Source organism: Vagococcus martis, from assembly GCF_002026305.1.
GTDB lineage: Bacteria > Bacillota > Bacilli > Lactobacillales > Vagococcaceae > Vagococcus > Vagococcus martis.
Genome location: NZ_MVAB01000001.1, coordinates 2,310,920 through 2,329,164 on the forward strand (window position 1 = coordinate 2,310,920; position 18,245 = coordinate 2,329,164).

Here is an 18,245-nt window from a genome sequence, read left to right on the forward strand (position 1 = left end):
TCCTAAGTCTCTTTTTGTATAAAAAATTCTTAATAGTTACAATTCAATTATATTTAGCCTCTATAGTAAAGGTATCAAAAGGAGGAACATAAAATGACAAATATAATTGAAATAAAAGAGGTATCAAAACAGTTTAAACATCAAACTGTTCTAGATAATATCTCATTAACGATAGAAGAAGGCACAGTCTATGGCTTATTAGGACCAAATGGGGCGGGAAAATCAACTTTATTAAAAATTATCACCCAAGTAATTAAACCAGATTCTGGAACGATTTACTTTGACTCACATGAATTAAACCAAGCTGACTTACTTGAGATAGGTGCGATCATTGAAAATCCAGCTATTTATCCGAATTTAACAGCTTATGAAAATTTAGACGTTTTAGCGACATTACTTAATATAGAAAAAACACGTATTAAAGAGGTTCTATCCATTGTGTCGTTAGAAAATACTGGAAAAAAATTAGCAAAAGATTTTTCTTTTGGGATGAAACAACGCTTAGGAATTGCGATGGCATTGATTCATCAGCCACGGTTACTAATTTTAGATGAACCAACAAATGGTTTAGATCCTGTCGGGATACAAGAATTAAGAGAGTTAATTAAGTCATTTTCAAAACAAGGGATAACCGTGATTTTGTCTAGTCATATTTTAAGTGAAGTACAACAAGTTGCTGATAAAGTTGGTATCATCAATCATGGACATTTACGTTACGAAGGGAAAAATGATATGACGGATACTCATTTAGAAGACTTGTTTATGTCTATCATCAAAAAGGATGGTAAGGATTATGAATAACTATATAAAGGCAGAATTCATTAAAGACAAACGTTCTGCTAATGCGACCTTGATGAAACTTGTTCCAGTGATTGTTGTAGTGTTTAATTTATTGATGGTCAGTCTAATGGGAGTAGCACCAACTGGTAAAAGTTACGTGATGGCAACGACCTTTAATTGGTATCCAATCTTGATTTTACCTGTCATATTAAGTTTATTGGTAGTCAATAGTTGCAGTAAGGAAACACCGTCACACCTTGTTAGTCAAAAGAGTTTGGGACTCAGTGGAAGTAAAATGTTGTTTGCAAAAAATGTGGTGGTATTAGTTGAATTATTGGTTATGTTAATTATCTCTTCTGTACTGGCAGATGGTTTAGGAATATTTATTTTTAAGGAAACAATTCACATTAAGACATTAATCATGGCTACCATCACACTTTTTATCGGTAGCTTACCTGTAGTTGGAATGTCGTTTTTATTATTTTATGTCTTTCATAAAAAAGTAGTAGTTATCTTGATAAACTTTTTATTGGTTTTTCCGTCAGCATTAATAGCAGTTCAATCAAAATGGGTCTTTTTCCCATGGGCTTATAGTTTACGTATGCTTGCACCAATCATAGGCGTCCATCCAAATGGCACATTTTTAACTGAGGAGAATCCATTGATGACTACTCATGCAACTTATTTAGGTATTTTGCTAAGTTTAATGGTTTATCTACTTATTTTAATTACTTTGAACATTCTTATTAGGAGGAAAAATCATGACTAATCTCTTAAAATCATATTGGCTACGCACTAAAAGGACTCCAGTGAGAGTGTTGATGATCCTTGCACCAATTTTATATTCACTTATCATGTGTCTGTATTTCTTTTCTACAAATACTTTGAAAGGACAGGAAGTCCTCTCGTTTTATGCGATGTTAGCCATTATATCGACTTTTACATTAAGTCTTCTTGTCCCAATGATTTATGACCCTGATAAAGCAGCCAGTCATTATGCCAATGATTTACGAATCGGAATCAATAGACGACGAGTATTTTTTACCCGATTTGTTTTTATCACACTGATTTGTCTAGTGATTATTCTTTTAGCAGTGAGCTTTTTTTTATTCTTTTTTTATTTGTTACAAACAGTGAGTTTAACCTGATACAAGTTATTACCTTAACAGTTATCCTGTTAATGACATTAATGCCCATGATTGCTATGTATCAATATTTATCTTTACGATTTAATTATACTGGTAGTATTTTGGCAGGATGCTTGATAACATTAGCAGCAATTTTACTTGGTACAACGAATTTGGGTGAAAAAGTGTGGCTGTTTTTACCATTTACTTGGCCAATTAAAATAACTTTTGAAATAGGAAAAGGAACAATGAGTCTTCATATTGTCAGTCTAGTGTTAATAGGGACAGTTTTAGTAATAGCAATCACACTATGGGGATTGTCACTTTGGTATAATAAGTGGGATGGTGTCACACGATTGGAGGAATAGTGATGAAAATATTAGTCATTGATGATGACGAGGATTTATTAAAACTAATAGAAAATGCGTTAAGTAAAGAGTACACAGTGGAGACTAGATTAGGTGCAAATAGAGTTAATCCTGATGAGTTAAAACATTATGATTTAGTGATATTAGATGTGATGATGCCAGAGATGTCAGGCTTTGACTTTTTAAAACAATACAGAGAACTGATTGATGCACCCATCATTCTTTTAACAGCAAAAGATTTTGAAAAAGATAAACTTGAAGGATTTGCTTTAGGGGCGGATGACTATGTGACCAAACCATTTTCTATCAAAGAAATAAGAGCACGAGTTGCCGCTCATCTAAGAAGAGAGCAACGACAAAAGCATCATCGACTGATTGATTATCCGATGTCCTGTGACTTGATTGCCAAGCAGTTTTTTTACGAGGAAACGGAAGTATCACTTACCTCAAGTGAATATGAGTTATGTGAATTGCTATTAAAAAATAAAGGACAAGTTTTTTCGAAAGAACAGCTTTATACGTCTGTTTATGGATTAGAAGCAGTGGGAGATAGTCAAACAACGATTACAGAGCGAGTGAAGCAGATTCGAGCAAAATTTGATTTAGTTGGCATTAATCCAATTAAAACAGTATGGGGAGTTGGGTATAAATGGCAAATAGAAAAGGACTGACTCGTTTAATAACAACATATGCTGTAATGGAGTTGCTTTATACGTTTTTCGTGATAATTTTTTTCTTTTTACTACTAAATATATTGGTCAATACTGGTATTGTTTACCCAGCTAATTATCCTGAAAGTCAGTTGGGTAAGGTTGAAAAAGACTTTAAATCTGAGAGTTGGACACCAAATCAACTTCCATTTTTTTATGAGTATGAGTATATTAAAAATGGGCAAGTGGTGGATAGTAACATCAGTGAGACTTATCAACCTTATGTCAAAAAAGCACAAGAATTAGGAAGAGCGTCAAAAGATAGTTTTATTGGGGCAAGAGTGTTTCGATACTACACTACAAATGATAAAGAACTAGTTGTCAGCTACAAATTAAGTCCATTCTTTGCATCACAAAAACTTAATCAGTTGATTCCACATTTTGAAGGATTTTATTTGCTCGTTGTTTTTTTGGTTTGGATAAGTGGTTTTTTATTTTTGATTGTGAGATTGACTAAGATACTAAAAAGAGAGATAAAAAAAATATCAACAGCCAGTGTCTACATTCAACAACAAAATCTTGATTATCCGAGAATAAACAGTGACTATAAAGAAATTAATGACGTATTATCTACCATTGATTTATTGGCAAATGATTTAAAGAAATCTTTGCAAGAACAGTGGCAAATGCAAGAAACCGAGCGAGACTTAATTGAGTCAGTGACTCATGATATTAGAACACCCATTACATTAATCAAAGGGAATCTTGAATTGTTAGATGAAGAAGAGTTGACCGCTAGTTCAAGTGAACGGGTGAAAGATATTGAAAAAGGCGTATCACGATTAGAAGTTTATGTTGAAAAATTAAAACAAATTTCAAGTCATGTCACCGAAGAAAAAATACCAGTAAGCGAAGACGTGTTAAGTCGTTGGATTGATGTCGCACGTTTATTATGTAACACTCATCAACGACAACTTAGCCTAATGGAAACTGACACAAGTTCTATTCCACTAGAAACTGAAAATGTCACGATGGCATTACAAAACATAATAAGTAATTCAATCGAGCATTCTAACCTAAATTCAACGATTACATTAGATTTTAGAGATTTAGAGACAGAGTATCGAGTGACCATAACAGATGAAGGAACAGGATTTTCGGACATATTTTTAGCCTCATCACCTAGCAAATATGTATCAAGTAAGCTAGATAATACAGCTTCTCATGGTTTAGGTTTGTATCATGTGAAAGAAATGGTTGAACGACATAATGGAACATTGCTCATCGAAAATCGTCCAGAAAAAAATCAAACAGGTGCGAAAGTGACGCTAGTATTTAAGAAATAACATCATGAAACAAGTTAGTTGTGCTGGATTATTTTTCGTAGTATAGTTACTTACATAAAGTAAGAGTTATACAAAAGAAAGAGGTTAAAGCATATGTCATTTCATAAAAATCCAGTTACCTTTGTTACTCGTGTTGAACTTAAAGTGAGCGACTTAACACAATCCACACGTTTTTATACGGAAGTATTAGGATTAAAAATAAAAGAACAAACATCAGATAGTATATCATTTACAACGAATGATCAGGATGTTTTGTTGACTATCATAGAACCAAAAAATATAACATTAAAACAAGAACAACGAACAGGGTTGTATCATTTTGCTTTGTTATTACCAAAACGATCAGACTTAGCGCAAGTCGTGAGACATTTTGTTAATCTAGGTGTCCGATTTGGTGGCGGAGATCATTTAGTTAGTGAAGCCATTTATTTAAATGATCCAGATGGCAATGGGATTGAAATTTATGTCGACAGAGATGCGAGTGTTTGGCAATGGTCAGATGGAGAAGTTGCCATGACGACTGCCCCAGTTGATTTTGATGATTTATTAAAAGAACCAGTTGACCCAATTTGGAATGGTTTGCCAAAAGAAACAGTGATGGGGCATATTCATTTACAAGTAAATGATTTAGCAAAAAATAAAGAGTTTTATGTTGATGGACTTGGGTTTGATGTTGTCAGTCGCTATGGAAGAGAGGCATTATTTTTGTCTGATTCAAACTATCATCATCATATTGCTTTAAACACTTGGTCGGGGATACAAATTAAACATGCTGAAAAAAATGAGACTGGCATCGAAAGTTATTCAATTGTCTTTCCAAATGAAGAAAAACGACAAGCTGTTGTGTCGTCATTAAGAGAATTAGGTATCCCGGTAATGGAAGATGAACATGATTTGATTGTATTTGATCCATCAGACATAAAAATTAAATTGCTTATTGGTTAAGAAAAACCATCTATCCAAATGAGGGGAGATGGTTTATTTAGATGAAAAAGTATATTTGAAAGACACATCATCGAAAAAAGTTTCAGTTAATTTATTATCAAAATCAATTGTTTTTCCATTAAAATGAGTATAGATGACAGGTTCAAACTCATCTAATGTGCCGTTTAAAACTGTTGTGACAATAGATTGTGGCACGTTGTACTCTAAAGAAATAAAAGAGTCAGTTGAGTTTGGAAAATTTACTTTGTATTTATAAGTGTTATCTAACCAATTATAGGATAAAGGGGCGTTATCAACTGAATTCTTATCAACTATTTTTGTTGAAACATAATCCGACATGTTTTTCTCGACAAGTTGGTTGAATTGATACTTTTTGAAACCAAATAGGCATCCAACCATCAGTATTATCAAACCGAAACTAATCACTACTTTCTTCATAGTATGTCCTTCTTTCAAAATGTGATATTTTGTACTAATACCATATAAAAAACAGTTCCTAATCCTATACTTAAAAAGGTGCTGTGTTTCCACTTGTGGATGATGACAATAAATAAAATAGCAAGTAATTCGGGAAACGCAAAGGATCTTGTGACGGCATCTTTCAGACAAAATATAACTAACAATCCCATTGTGGCATAAGGTAGGACATTCCCTAAATAGGTAATATAAGCTGGGGGTGTCTTATTTTCTGGAAATAAAATAAATGGTAGAAAACGAGTTAACATCGTCCCAAGGACCACAACGCCAATCGTTATCACTTGATGAGGAAAAGACATCGTTGTCATAATGTCGTCACCTCCTGTTTATCTAGATTTTTTCTATCTAAAGTAAAAATTAAAATGATTAACGCCATGGCAGGCAACATAAAATTGTCAGCACCTAATAAAATCAAACAAATAAACGAACTAATGAGTCCAATAAGAGCTGGTCTATGGTTGGATGATTCTTCCCATTGATTGATAAACATGACAACAAATAAAGCGGTCATCACAAACTCAATGCCGGTCGTATCAAAGGTTAGGACAGAGCCAAGTAATGCACCAAGTGTTGCGCCACCTACCCAATAAATCTGATTTAGTAATGTCACAAAAAACATAAACCATCCTTTGTCGACATCTTTTGGTGGTGTCACGGTACAATTTATCGTGAATGATTCATCACACATCCCATAAATTAAATAAAACTTTTTCCAACCAGTATTTTTATATTTATCTAACATTGAAATACCGTAAAACATATGTCTAGCGTTGACCAAAAGCGTCAAAACAAAGGCATAAAGTGGGTTGTAAGCTGACATGAGTAAATTAGCTGTGACAAATTCCATTGAACCAGCATAAATAAAAAAACTCATGAGGATTGGATACCACACACTAAACCCCATACTACGCATTAAAAAACCATAAGACATCCCTAAAAACAAAAACCCAACACAAATTGGCAGTGTGTAGGGTAGAGCTGTTTCGAACGCTTTTCTTTTCATTTAACTCCCCCTAATGAATGAATATTTTTTCCATCATACAGTTGTTAGAATTATCTGTCAAGTCAGTCAATTAAAGTGAGTTGTCAAAATAACCCACATCGTGTTATAGTTGTCTTAACAATTTAAGAAAGGGTGACCCAAATACATGTACAACTAAATCCTATTTATAAGCAAAATGAAGAAAACAATCAAACAAGCTTTTTTGTTATGCGTTTGTCTTTATTTGTGGAATAGGTGTGGTTGTATGAGTGTGGGTTAATGTCTTTTTGAGCATACCCTAAACACGTTTAATCCCTCCTATTTCAAACGATAGGAGGGATTTTTTTTCTCCTAAAATTAAGGAGATGGTAAGATGAAACAAATTGAGATACAAACATTTAATTATCAAATAAACCCAAATTTAGAATTAATGATAGACAACCTAAGTGTGAACAGGGGAGATAAAATTGGGTTAATTGGAAATAATGGTAGCGGGAAAACGACGTTACTACATCTTTTAGCGCAAGAAATTTTGTTAGAGACACCAAGTGTTCAGCGTTATTTATCTGTTACACTTGTTAAGCAATTTAAAGAAGGGTTTGATGATAAAAGTGGGGGAGAAAAAACGCAACGTTATTTGCAAGAAGCGTTTAAACAAGATAGCGTATGGTTACTTGATGAACCAACAACTCACTTAGACAGTCGTCATGTTGAGTGGGTTGAAAAAAAAGTGTTGACTCATCACGAAGGTGTCGTGGTCGTATCACATGATCGTCATTTTTTAAATCAAGTGTGTAATAAAATTTGGTTTTTAAAGGATGGGAAAATAACGGTTTATAAAGGAAACTATCAATCATTCTTAACGCAATATGAGGAGCAAGAAAAACGACACAAAGAAGACTATGACATTTATCAACGTGAAAAGAAAGAGTTAGAACAAGCGATTCGAGCCAAAAAGCAACAAGCAAATGGGGCCATGTCTGTTCCTAAAAATAAAAAGCAAGCTGGAGAAAAAGTTGGTAGTAGCAAACCATATTATGCAAAAAAACAGAAAAAACTAGATAAATCAGCTAAAGCACTGGAAACAAGATTATCACAATTAGAACGAGTGGAAGCGCCAAAAAAAGAAAAGTCACTCACTATGGAAACCTCTCTTTCTCATATGTCAGGTGAGCATATTATGATACGAGGGATGGATGTATCAGCTGAAATAAATCATCAAGTCCTTTTTTCTCAGAGCGATTTTTATATTAAAAATAGAGAAAAGGTCGCAATAGTTGGGTACAATGGGGTAGGGAAAACGACGTTACTAAAAATGATGTTAGATAAAGGAAGCTCTATTAAAGTGTCACCGTCAATTGAGTTTGGTTATTTCTCACAAGAAGTTGATTTACTAGATGATAACGAAACAGTATTAGAAAATGTTTTATCAAGTATGCGTGATTATAACCAGACATTAGCAAGAACGGTGTTAGCACGAATGCAGTTTTTTGACCGTGATATAGAAAAGCCTGTCAGTGTATTAAGTGGAGGAGAGCGTGTCAAAGTGACTTTAGCAAAACTATTGTTAAGCGATATTAACACTTTAGTGCTAGATGAACCGACAAATTACTTAGATATTGAAGCAATGCGAGCATTAGAAGACTTATTACAAGCATTTGAAGGCACAGTTATTTTTGTATCGCATGACCGGGAGTTTATTAACTCGGTGGCAACAAAGTTATTCATCATTGAAAATAAAAAAATAACCATGTTTGAAGGACGATTATCAGATTACAAAGAAAATTCTATGATTAAAAATAAATCAAAGGAAGAGGATAGTTTATTAGTGATTGAAACAAAAATTAGTGAAGTATTAGGTAAGTTAAGTATTGAGCCTAGTGAAGAGTTAGAACAAGAATTTCAGTCGTTATTAAAACAAAAAATGTCATACAAAAAAACACACAAGAATTAATGTCTTGTGTGTTTTTCGTTTATTTTGCGGTTGTAGAAGATGTTTCAGTGGTTCCACTACTTTGAGTCGTCACACCTTTTTCTTCTTGAATTTCTTTATAGGTCTGTGTTTTAAATAAATCAACGGTTGATTGGTTATTGTGTAGTGAGTAAACACTTGTTGATTTATCTCCTTTTTGTTGTTCGATTTGAAGGAGTTGATCTAATTGGTTTTTGTAATCAAATTTCGCAGGATCAATAGGTTTTAAGCCACTGTCCGTATTAAATCTTAACAAGTCACCATTAGTAATCGCATCAGACATATGAAGTTGGGTGTTTCCTTTTTCTTTAATCTCAGCCACTTCAGCTAATTGTTCTTCAGTTGGTGTATCAATCAATTCACCTGTTGCAGTATCGTAGATTGTTTCTCCTAAGATAGTGTATTTTGGTGTAACAATTGTGCCATTTCTAAAGGCAACAATTTGATCTTTGTCTTTAGAGAAGAAATCTTGACCAAGTTGGATATAAGATTGTGTGTCAACACCTAATAAATGTAATAGAGTAGGTAAGACGTCAACTTGTCCACCAAATGTATGATCAACGCCACCTTTTGTTTGACCAGGAACGTGGAACATAACTGGAACACGTTGAACGGCTGTATCATCAAATTCGTTCCATTCTTCTTTTGATTTACCAAGTAATTCAGCTAAAGATTTGTTACGAGAATTTGAAATACCATAATGGTCACCGTATAACACAATGACTGAATTGTCATAAAGTCCAGATGCTTTTAAGTAATCGAAGAACTCTTTAACAGCTGTATCTAAGTAGTTTGCTGTCGCAAAGTAACCATTAATTGTTGCATCAGATGTGTTAGCAATTGGGAAACCAGCATTATCATCTTTAAATTTCGCATATGGGTAGTGGTTTGATACTAAAATAAATTTAGAATAAAACGGCTGTTGCACATGCTCTAAGTATTGAATAGATTGTTCTAAGAATGGTTTATCATGTAAGCCATATTGGAATGAATTATTTTCATTTACATCATAGTAACTACCATCAAAGAAATAGTTATAACCTAAACGTTTGTAAGTTTCATTACGATTCCAGAATGAGCCGCCATTACCATGGAAGGCAACACTTGTGTAACCTTGTGTTTGTCCTAAAATATCTGGCGCTGCTTGGAATGTGTTTTTATCACCTAATTGAGTGAATAATGGTCCTTGGCTTAAACCAAAGAATGAGTTTTCTAATAATGTTTCCGCGTCACTTGTTTTACCAGAGCCGACTTGATGGAAGGCATTATCAAAACTAAATGTTTCATTTGAATGGAATAAACTGTTTAAGAATGGCGTTACTTCATGTTCCACGCCATTTTCATCTTTTAATTTATAATCAATTAAAAACTGTTGGAAACTTTCTAAATGGATATAAATCACGTTACGTCCTTTAGCAATGCCGTACATATCATCATTTGGTTTAGCATAATGAGAATCAACATATTTTTGCACATCGACTAAATCATTTTGACTTGCTTGAGCGCGTCGTTGTGTCGCGTTATATGTTTGCACACCATCATAAACGGTGAAAACATTCATCCCTAAATACTTCACGATATGATTTCTTGAGAAAGTACGTTTTAATAATTCAGGTCTATCTGTTTCCGCTAAAGTTAAGTTAGCAGAGAATAGTAGAATAGAAAAACTTGTTACCGCAAATGCTGAACGAGCAGCAATTGGTCTTTCATCAATTTTGATTTTTTTTGTCGCAAGTAAGACAATCACGACAATAATATCAATCCAGTACAACAAATCATAAGGTCTAAACATACGAAGTGCACTTTCACCTAAACCAGAGGCTACTTTTCCGGCTCCAAGCATGGTGTTGACCGTAATGAAATCTGTAAATTCTCGGTAATAAATGACATTAGAAAAAAGTAACAAGGTCGTTAGTGAGGATATAATCAGTAACGTAATGTATGCTTTTTTCGGACTCTTTACATAAAGAGCTGCTGAGAATAAAAAGACAGTCGTCGCGATTGGACTTATAAATAAAATCACATATTGGAAGAAACTTTCAATGCCTAAGTTAAAATCTACAGCGTATGCTAGTAGGTTTTTCAACCAGAATAACACAACCATCAGGGTGAAAAATCCCATCCTGGTGTTAATCCAGTTTTTATTATATTTATGTTTCAAAATAAACATCCTTTCTTAACAACTTAGATGTCTCTAGACCATCAAGTTGAATACTCCATGTTACATTTTACATATTCCTTACATGTCTGTCAATTTTCGTCATTTTTCTTAAAAAAAAATATAGAACTAACATCTTTAAAAAAAAGGGGAAAAAAAGCCTAAAAACTGATATAGTAGTATCATACAATAAATGATAGAAATTAAAGGGATTGACTGCATGAAAAAAGTATATATAAAACAAAAAAGAAGTCAAAAATATAAAGGGCATTACCCACTCATAAAAGCAGAAGATTTAGTGGATTCGAAAATTTCTTGTAAAGATTGGGTAAGCTTTTATTCTGAAAAGGAAGAATTTTTAGGATATGGTTATTTAGGACAACAACACAAAGGATCAGGGTGGATGATTAGCTTTGTCGAACAACAACCAATCGACACCACATTTTTAGTCAACCTATTTAATGAAGCAAAAGCATATCGTACTGCATTTTTTGCTGATGAGGCAACGACGGCGTTTCGTTTATTTAATGGTGAGGGAGACGGTCTTGGTGGAATGACGATTGATTGGTATGACGGATTTTTAGTTGTGTCATGGTATAATGAAACCATCTACGCGTTAAAAGAAAACATCTTAAAAGCCTTGATATCATCAAACATTGAGATTCGTGGTATGTATGAAAAAATTCGTTTCCAAGCGAAAGGTTTACCAGAGTCTACCTATATATATGGTGAACAAGCACCAGAACCATTATTAATAAAAGAAAACAATGTAACCTATGCGACTTATTTAAATGAAGGTTTAATGACGGGTATCTTTTTAGATCAGCGAGAAGTCAGAAGTCGTTTAACGGATACGTATGCGATTGGTAAAACCGTATTAAATACGTTTAGTTATACCGGTGCTTTTTCTGTAGCCAGTGCAATGGGTGGTGCGGTAGGTACAACGAGTGTTGATTTAGCGAAAAGAAGTCGACAAAAAACACAAGAACAGTTCGCTGTGAATGGACTTACAACAGACAATCAGTCTATAATAGTAATGGATGTGTTTGATTATTTTAAATACGCTTTTAAAAAACAGCTAACTTTTGATATAGTAGTAATGGACCCGCCAAGTTTTGCAAGAAATAAAAAGAAAGTCTTCACCGTAGCAAAAGACTACCAACAACTGACGACTGAAGCAGTTGAGTTGTTAAACAAAGACGGATTATTAATTGCCTCAACCAATGCGGCCAATGTGTCATTAGATAAATTTAAACAAATGGTAGAGATGGGAATTACTGATACTCATCGTTCATTTGAGTATTTAGAATTATATCAACTACCGGAAGATTTCCGTGTGAAGAAAGAATTTAATGAAGGAAATTATTTAAAAGTACTCTTTTACCGAGTGAAATAAACGTGATTATGAAATGATAGGTGGGGTTTGATGTCTAAGTTAAAAGTACGTAACCTTGAATTAGGAAAAGGAAAACCAAAAGTATGTGTGCCTCTTGTTGCCAAAAACTTTGAGGAATTATTTTCCGAGGCGCTTCGGATTAGTCAATTAGATTGTGATGTTATTGAATGGCGTGCTGATTATTTTATGTATGCTCATGATGAACGTTTTATGAAAAAAGCTGCTTATTTTGTACGTTATGCTATTGATGATAAACCGCTGATTTTTACTTATAGAACGTTGCAAGAAGGTGGTGGACAACATATTGGGTTAGACGATTACATAAAATTAAATCGGATGATGATGGACACTGGATTAGTTGATGTGGTGGATTTAGAATTTGAAATGGTGTTGGAAAAGCCATCTGATATTATGGTGCATGCAAAAGAAAAGAATGTCAAAGTGTTGTTATCCAAACATAACCATTTGTTGACACCAGAAAAAAATCATATGTATGAGACTATTAAAGACATGCATCAATTAGGTGGAGATATATCTAAATTATCAGTCACACCAAATAGCCAACAAGATGTCTTAAATGTTTTAGAAATTTCAAATAAAGTAAAAGAAAATCATCCAGAGATTCCGTTTGTGATGATTAGTATGGGAGAGATGGGACAACTATCTCGTATGACAGGGGAGTTGTATGGTTCTGTCTTAACGTATGCTTCAAATGGTAAGTACTTATCAGCTCCAGGGCAATTACCAATTTCCGTGGTAAGAGAAGGCATGGAAGTGATTGGATACAAACGAGGGAGCAAATAAGGATGTCAAAGAAAAAAGCAAAAACCAATGCAGTAAGACAACTAGAACAAAAAAAAATATCATTTGAGACACGAGAATATGAATACAGTGATTCTCATGCAGCTGCACTAGAAACGGCACATGCGTTAGGCATTGATGAAAATCAAGTGTTTAAAACGCTTGTCACAGTGGGAAATAAAACTGGTCCAGTGGTCGCAGTAATCCCTGGAAATAAAACACTAGATTTAAAAAAACTAGCCAAAGCAAGTGGCAATAAAAAAATAGAGATGCTACCAATGAAAGAGTTAGAAGAGTTAACGGGCTATATTCATGGTGGGTGTTCTCCAGTGGGAATGAAAAAATCATTTCCAACATTTTATGCGAGTGAAGCAAAACAATTTGAGACTATTCATGTGTCAGCAGGTCGTCGAGGCTTGCAGATGAGTGTGTCACCAACTGATTTAATCAATGTGACTCGTGGAACTTATGCAGACTTAACAGAAGATGATACGGTTTTAGGCTAATCCTAGAATCGTTTTTTTATTGTTATAAATAAAATATTTTATTAAATTTCAGAAAGAAACATTTAAGAATAGTTAACTAATATGATTTATTTGATATATTATGTAAGTTAAATCAAATGACTAGTAATCGTTAAATCGATTACTGTTTTATATGTAAAGATAGAAGAAGGAATTGAGATGAAAAGAAAACGTGTATTTGTCATAACTAGTTGGCTTGTTTTATCATTACTATATTTATTGCCTGTGGTTGATTTGAGCGGTTTACATCTTGCTATTATTCGTGGAGATGACTACCCATTTCATTTTGCCAGGATATTTAGTGCGATTGAGCAATTAAATACAACAGGACACATTCAACCTATCGCAAGATTCGGGGAACATGATATTTTTTATGGTGTTAATATATTTTATCCTACACTGACAACAGTGTTACCCATTGCACTCATTGCGATGATTTTTCACTCGATTATTTCCGGCGTGTATGTGTATTTATTTTTAGTCAATCTACTCACTTTTTTTATTGCTTATCGTTGTGCAGATTATATCAGTCAGCTATGTTTTCCAAAAGAAAATCACCGACTTAGAAAATTAACACCTTATGTGTTTTCTTTTTTCTATGTGTTTTCTCATTACCGGATGATTTGTTTTTATCAGCGATTTGATTTGGGGGAGTTTTTCGTTTTAACGATGTACCCATTAGTTTTTGCTGGTTTTTATAGCATTTTAAAAGATAAGGGATCAAAGAAACATTGGTTGATTATTGGCTTAACACTCATTGCTTATTCTCATTTATTATCCCTAATGCTAGTGGTCGTGGTTCTAGCTGGATTGTTTTTAATTAGTCTAATAAGAAGAAATCTAACAATCAACATGTTTAAACAATTTCTATTTAGTGCTATGATGACTGGCCTTTTATCAATAGGAGCACTACTCCCAATCGTTTATGAGATGCTGACGTTTCCTATTCGTTCGGTTAGTGTCCATGACTTAGCACGAGAGGCGAGTGGTCTAGGAACAATGCTAATGACGTCTAGCATTAATTATCTAAATTACATGAGCATCGGCTTGATTTTACTGTGCTCGTTGGTTGTGGGAGTTTATCAGATTATTTGGAAAAAAGATTCTGTTATTAGACACATTCCATTGTTAAAACAATCTCTGGTCTTTTCGCTTGTGTTTATGATTATGCTGACAACACTTTTTCCCTGGCAATTATTACAACATACGCCGTTATCCATCATTCAATTTCCGTTTCGACTAATGCCATTTCTAACACTTTTCGCGAGTTTTCTAGGGGCATCTTTATTAGCGGATTATTTAAGTCAGGTAAGAGGATTATCTGTAAAAAAAATGACGATCGGGTTAAGTGTGGGTGTTGTTATTCTTTCAACGATTAGTGTGAATGTGTTGATGATTCATCGGTCTTTGGACCGTTTGATGTTTGGTAAACATGATGTGGTGACAACTGAACGGTATCAAAAATCAGTCAACAAAGATTATTTTCCAGCCGGTCTATCAAGTGATCAAACAAAACGAATTCGAGATGAAATCGGCTTAATCAATCAACGGGAAGTATCCATGCCTTATAGTTTTGATAAAGGTACAGCCGTGATAAACGTGACGACAAAAGAAAAAATAACAAGTGTGGAGACACCAATCATTGGGTACAGTGGACTTACTGTAAGAGATGAGACAGGTAAAAAATTAAAAAGTACCTTGTCTTCAGCGCGAACGCTGGCTGTTCTTTTATCAAAAGGGCGTCATCAGTTGGCTGTTTCTTATGAGCCACCGTTAGCCATTAAATACAGTGGAATATTTTCTATTTTATTGGCTTTGTGTTATGGTTTTTATTTAGTTAAAACAAGAAAAAGAGACTTACCTTGTGATTAAAAACAGGGTAGGTCTTTTTCGATTTAATAATTAAAATAACTGGCAATTTCTGCCGCATGTTCTCCAGCAACATGTCCCGTACAAAACGCCGCGGTAATATTAAACCCACCAGTGTAGCCATTAATATCTAGTAACTCACCACAGAAAAATAGGCCGTTAACGCATTTACTTTCCATTGTTTTTGGGTTCACTTCTTTTAGACTAATCCCACCACCTGTGACAAACGATTTATCAAGTGGATAGGTTTTATTAACTGTAAACGTAAGGTGTTTGATTTCACCAACAAGAGTATCAATCTCTTTTTCCGTTACTTGTTTGAAAGGTGTTTGTGTGTCAATCCCGCTGCGAGTAAGTAAAAACTCGAGATACCGTTCTTGCATCAATGGTTTTAACGCATTTTTAATTGATTTATTTCCATCTTCTTTTTGAATAGAAACAATTTGCTGTTTGATATCTTGTTCAGATTTTAGTGGAAATAAATCGAGAGACATCGTGACATTTTTTGTCCTTTTTCTAGTAGTTGATTGACAAACATACTACAACGAAGTGCTGCAGGACCAGAAATACCAGAATGGGTAAACAACGCATCCATCTCATGAGTGACAACGACTTTTCCTTTTTCATCAATTACCGATAACCCAATATCTCGTAACGATAAGCCTTGAAGTTCGCGACTTTGGATGAATGGCTCTTCTGATAAAAGAGGTGACTCAGTGGGGAATAATTTCGTAATGGTGTGCCCAACTTTTTTAGCTAACGTGTACCCATCTCCAGTCGAACCAGTGTATTGATATGTTTTACCACCAGTGGCTAAAACGACACAAGGAGCGTTAATTTCTTCTTTTGTATCAGTCACAACGCCAGTGATATTGCCATCAGTCACTAATAATTTTTTAACGGTTGTTTTCATTTTTAACTCAACATTTAACTCAGCTAAACGGTCAAATAGCCCATTAACAATCGCTTTTGACGTATTGGCAACAGGAAACATTCTCCCGTGATCTTCTTCTTTTAAGTGCACACCGTGGCTTTCAAAAAATTCCATGATGTCATAATTGTTGAATTGTGAGAAAGTACTATATAGAAATTTTCCATTACCAGGAATGAACGAAATAATTTCTTCGGGCGCTCTGTTATTTGTAACATTGCATCGACCTCCGCCAGTTAAACGTAATTTTTTTCCAAGCATTTTATTTTTATCGATAATCATGACGCGAGCACCTTTTTCTGCGGCGGAAACGGCGGCCATCATACCACTTGTTCCTCCACCAATGACAATGACATCTACACTCATCTAGTGTCACTCCTTTCGTTATTGAATTGTTAGTCTATCATACTTTTTTTAAAATTTGATGAGAAAATATTTTTTTTTTTTAATAAAATAATATATAATACTAACTATGTTAAAGAAGGGAATGATACATTATGTCAGCAAAAGATTATGTAACAAGTATGTTGAACGAAGTAAAAGAGAAGTATGGTTACCAACCAGAGTACATCCAAGCAGTGGAAGAATTCTTAACAACAGTGACACCATTTTTAGAAAAAAATCCGGTTTACTGTGAGAAAAACATTCTAGGTCAGTTAATTGTACCTGAACGTTTAATCGAATTCCGTGTTCCATGGATGTCAGATTCAGGTGAGTGGATGGTGAATACTGGTTATCGTGTTCAATACAACTCAGCTTTAGGACCATACAAAGGTGGATTACGTTTTCATCCTTCTGTCAATCAAAGTATCATGAAATTCCTATCGTTTGAACAAATTTTCAAAAACAGTTTAACCTCATTACCAATAGGTGGCGGTAAAGGGGGAAGTGATTTCAACCCTAAAGGCAAATCAGATGGCGAAATCATGCGTTTCTGTCAAAGTTTTATGCAAGAATTACAAAAACATATTGGCCCAAACATGGACGTTCCTGCTGGTGATATGGGTGTTGGTGGTCGTGAGATTGGGTATTTATATGGTGAATACAAACGTCTTAACGGGTATCAAGCAGGTGTTTTAACTGGTAAACCATTAGCTTTCTGGGGAAGTTTAGCTCGTACTGAAGCAACCGGCTATGGATTAGTTTACTTTGTTAAGTACTTACTTAAAGACAAAGGGGATTCATTAAAAGGCAAACGTGTAATGGTTTCAGGTAGTGGTAACGTGGCAATTTACGCGATTGAAAAAGCACAAGAATTAGGTGCAACAGTATTAGGCTGTTCAGATTCTTCTGGTTACATCATTGATGAAGATGGCGTGGATTGTGAATTAGTCAAAGAAATCAAAGAAGTAAAACGTGGTCGTTTAAGTGAATACGCTGCGGCAAAACCAAATGCAAAATATGTTGAAAATGCGTCAATTTGGACAGAAGACATTGCTTATGAAGTGGCTTTACCATGTGCGACTCAAAATGAAATTGGACTTGACGAAGCGGACGTATTAATCAAAAACGGCGTAAAAGTATTAGCAGAAGGTGCGAACATGCCGACTAAACTTGAAGCTCTACACAAATTAACTCAATCAGGTGTGGTGTATTGTCCAGGTAAAGCATCAAACGCTGGTGGTGTGGCAGTATCTGCTTTAGAAATGGCGCAAAACGCACAACGTTTACCATGGACTTTCGAACAAGTTGATTCAGAACTTGATAACATCATGAAAAACATCTACGAAACATGTGCGACAACGGCAAAAGAATATGCACAAGAAGACGATTTATTAACTGGCGCAAACATCGCTGGATTCGAGCGTGTGGCTAAAGCAATGTTAGCTCAAGGACTTGTGTAATAAAAATTCTCCACGTTTTGTTATAAACTATCTGAAAAAGATGTGCAAAATTCAAAAAAATGGTAGAATAGGTAT

General features: G+C 34.5%; 17 protein-coding genes and 1 pseudogene. 13 read left to right on the forward strand and 5 right to left on the reverse strand.

Annotated features, from left to right (window positions below; all coding sequences use genetic code 11):
* Window positions 1-93 precede the first annotated feature (93 nt).
* The 7 genes from BW731_RS11215 (at window position 94) to BW731_RS11245 (ending at window position 5,216) form a co-directional block, all read left to right on the forward strand.
* Complete coding sequence (locus tag BW731_RS11215; protein ID WP_079348224.1) at window positions 94-801, forward strand: lantibiotic protection ABC transporter ATP-binding subunit; 708 nt, start codon at window positions 94-96, stop codon at window positions 799-801.
* Complete coding sequence (locus tag BW731_RS11220) at window positions 794-1,549, forward strand: ABC transporter permease (RefSeq protein WP_079348226.1); 756 nt, start codon at window positions 794-796, stop codon at window positions 1,547-1,549. The genes BW731_RS11215 and BW731_RS11220 overlap by 8 nt, the downstream gene beginning before the upstream one ends.
* The gene (locus BW731_RS11225; protein ID WP_079348228.1) at window positions 1,542-1,928 is read left to right on the forward strand and encodes an ABC-2 family transporter permease; all 387 of its coding nucleotides are present in this window, start codon (window positions 1,542-1,544) and stop codon (window positions 1,926-1,928) included. The genes BW731_RS11220 and BW731_RS11225 overlap by 8 nt, the downstream gene beginning before the upstream one ends.
* 32 nt (window positions 1,929-1,960) lie before the next feature.
* Complete coding sequence (locus BW731_RS11230; protein ID WP_143592786.1) at window positions 1,961-2,275, forward strand: ABC-2 family transporter permease; 315 nt, start codon at window positions 1,961-1,963, stop codon at window positions 2,273-2,275.
* 2 nt (window positions 2,276-2,277) lie between these two features.
* Window positions 2,278-2,946 (forward strand): response regulator transcription factor, encoded by a 669-nt coding sequence (locus tag BW731_RS11235; protein ID WP_079348231.1) that lies wholly within the window; start codon window positions 2,278-2,280, stop codon window positions 2,944-2,946.
* Window positions 2,925-4,271, forward strand: a complete 1,347-nt coding sequence (locus tag BW731_RS11240) for a sensor histidine kinase (protein ID WP_079348233.1) — start codon at window positions 2,925-2,927, stop codon at window positions 4,269-4,271. The genes BW731_RS11235 and BW731_RS11240 overlap by 22 nt, the downstream gene beginning before the upstream one ends.
* Before the next feature lie 93 nt (window positions 4,272-4,364).
* The gene (locus BW731_RS11245) at window positions 4,365-5,216 is read left to right on the forward strand and encodes a VOC family protein (RefSeq protein ID WP_079348235.1); all 852 of its coding nucleotides are present in this window, start codon (window positions 4,365-4,367) and stop codon (window positions 5,214-5,216) included.
* 33 nt (window positions 5,217-5,249) lie between these two features.
* On the opposite strand, the gene BW731_RS11250 is transcribed toward BW731_RS11245, so the two are convergent.
* The 3 genes from BW731_RS11250 to BW731_RS11260 are packed head-to-tail and all read right to left on the reverse strand — an operon-like array spanning window position 5,250 to window position 6,696.
* Window positions 5,250-5,654 (reverse strand): hypothetical protein, encoded by a 405-nt coding sequence (locus tag BW731_RS11250; protein WP_079348237.1) that lies wholly within the window; start codon window positions 5,652-5,654, stop codon window positions 5,250-5,252.
* Between the two features lie 14 nt (window positions 5,655-5,668).
* On the reverse strand, window positions 5,669-6,001 hold the full coding sequence (locus tag BW731_RS11255) for a branched-chain amino acid transporter permease (RefSeq protein WP_198931945.1): 333 nt from the start codon (window positions 5,999-6,001) through the stop codon (window positions 5,669-5,671).
* Window positions 5,998-6,696, reverse strand: coding sequence for an AzlC family ABC transporter permease (locus BW731_RS11260; RefSeq protein ID WP_079348239.1), 699 nt, complete (start codon window positions 6,694-6,696; stop codon window positions 5,998-6,000). Before BW731_RS11260 ends, BW731_RS11255 begins: the two co-directional genes overlap by 4 nt.
* 352 nt (window positions 6,697-7,048) lie before the next feature.
* Between BW731_RS11260 and abc-f the strand changes: the two genes are divergently transcribed.
* Window positions 7,049-8,629 (forward strand): ribosomal protection-like ABC-F family protein, encoded by a 1,581-nt coding sequence (abc-f, locus tag BW731_RS11265; RefSeq protein WP_079348241.1) that lies wholly within the window; start codon window positions 7,049-7,051, stop codon window positions 8,627-8,629.
* A gap of 19 nt (window positions 8,630-8,648) precedes the next feature.
* Here abc-f and BW731_RS11270 read toward each other — a convergent pair whose 3' ends face one another.
* Window positions 8,649-10,817, reverse strand: coding sequence for an LTA synthase family protein (locus BW731_RS11270; protein ID WP_079348243.1), 2,169 nt, complete (start codon window positions 10,815-10,817; stop codon window positions 8,649-8,651).
* A gap of 208 nt (window positions 10,818-11,025) precedes the next feature.
* Here BW731_RS11270 and BW731_RS11275 point away from each other — a divergent pair, with 208 nt between their 5' ends.
* From BW731_RS11275 to BW731_RS11290, 4 genes are all read left to right on the forward strand, one after another.
* Window positions 11,026-12,201 carry a class I SAM-dependent rRNA methyltransferase gene (locus BW731_RS11275; RefSeq protein WP_198931946.1) on the forward strand — a complete coding sequence of 392 codons (1,176 nt, stop codon included), beginning with the start codon at window positions 11,026-11,028 and terminating at the stop codon, window positions 12,199-12,201.
* A gap of 30 nt (window positions 12,202-12,231) precedes the next feature.
* Window positions 12,232-13,005, forward strand: coding sequence for a type I 3-dehydroquinate dehydratase (gene aroD, locus BW731_RS11280; RefSeq protein WP_079348247.1), 774 nt, complete (start codon window positions 12,232-12,234; stop codon window positions 13,003-13,005).
* Between the two features lie 2 nt (window positions 13,006-13,007).
* Entirely contained in the window at window positions 13,008-13,508 is a 501-nt protein-coding gene (ybaK, locus tag BW731_RS11285; RefSeq protein ID WP_079348249.1) for a Cys-tRNA(Pro) deacylase, read from the forward strand.
* Window positions 13,509-13,685: 177 nt separating this feature from the next.
* Complete coding sequence (locus BW731_RS11290; RefSeq protein ID WP_079348250.1) at window positions 13,686-15,398, forward strand: hypothetical protein; 1,713 nt, start codon at window positions 13,686-13,688, stop codon at window positions 15,396-15,398.
* A gap of 23 nt (window positions 15,399-15,421) precedes the next feature.
* Here BW731_RS11290 and BW731_RS11295 read toward each other — a convergent pair.
* A pseudogene (locus BW731_RS11295) lies at window positions 15,422-16,692 on the reverse strand (NAD(P)/FAD-dependent oxidoreductase).
* Between the two features lie 131 nt (window positions 16,693-16,823).
* Between BW731_RS11295 and gdhA the strand changes: the two are divergent.
* Entirely contained in the window at window positions 16,824-18,170 is a 1,347-nt protein-coding gene (gdhA, locus tag BW731_RS11300) for an NADP-specific glutamate dehydrogenase (RefSeq protein WP_079348251.1), read from the forward strand.
* The last annotated feature ends 75 nt before the right edge of the window (window positions 18,171-18,245 follow it).